Annotated in this window: 2 protein-coding genes; both read left to right on the top strand. The window is 47.9% G+C overall.

What is annotated here, in order from left to right:
• Window positions 1-203: hypothetical protein (locus tag A3735_RS31310; RefSeq protein WP_197486000.1), on the top strand; the 203-nt coding region annotated here is incomplete at its 5' end.
• Window positions 175-871: 2Fe-2S iron-sulfur cluster-binding protein (locus A3735_RS23345; protein WP_068634394.1), on the top strand; the 697-nt coding region annotated here is incomplete at its 3' end. The genes A3735_RS31310 and A3735_RS23345, both read left to right, overlap by 29 nt.

Raw genomic sequence — 871 nt, 5'->3', positions numbered from 1 at the left:
TTTTATCGACAATTGAAAACTTCCCTTTAGTGTACGCGGCATTACTAAAAGACCACCCGGATGGTCGTCAGGCAGGTTTTGATATTCAAAGTGCATTGAATGAATCGCGTATTATCGCTAAACGGCGATCGATTATTTTGACCCGCGATACGACCATGACGACAGGGAGCAAAAATGATGAACCAAGAAGAAAAGCGACTTAGCTTTACCATCGACGGCAAGAAAGTCGAAGCCCTTGAGGGGCAGTCGATAATGTCTGCCTGTGAGGCACAAGGTATCTACATTCCTCGGCTATGCGATTCTGAAGGCCTTGTTCCCCAAGGTAGCTGCCGAGTTTGCTCTGTCAAAATGAATGGCCGGGTCGTTGCCGCCTGCACACAACCTATCGAAAACGGTGCAATTATTGAAAATGAAAGCCAGGAAGTAACAGGCTATCGCAAAGATTTGGTCAGAATGTTATTTCATGAAGGCAATCATCTCTGTCCTATCTGCGAAGCTAGTGGACGCTGCGAACTACAAGCAACCGCCTATCGCCTTGGTTTGTCTCAGGCATCAGACTTCCCATACTTACAGCCCTCACGCCCGGTTGATGCTTCGCACCCGGATATCGCATTAGATAACAACCGCTGCATACTCTGTGGCCGTTGTATTCGAGCCTCACGAGACGTTGACGACAAGCATGTCTTTGAATACGTGGGTCGCGGTATCCATAAACGTATTGGTGTGAATGGCGACTGCCTTGCTGATACCAATGCCGATATTAACGACTATGCCATGTCGTTAGAGGTTTGTCCGGTTGGCTGTATTATTCGAAAGAACGATGGCTTTTTCGCCCCCGTTGGCGAGCGTCAATACGACAGCCATATAATTG

Source organism: Oleiphilus sp. HI0061 (assembly GCF_001635675.1).
Note: the sequence above shows the minus strand (reverse complement) of the source record. Positions and strands in the feature narration are given on the sequence as shown.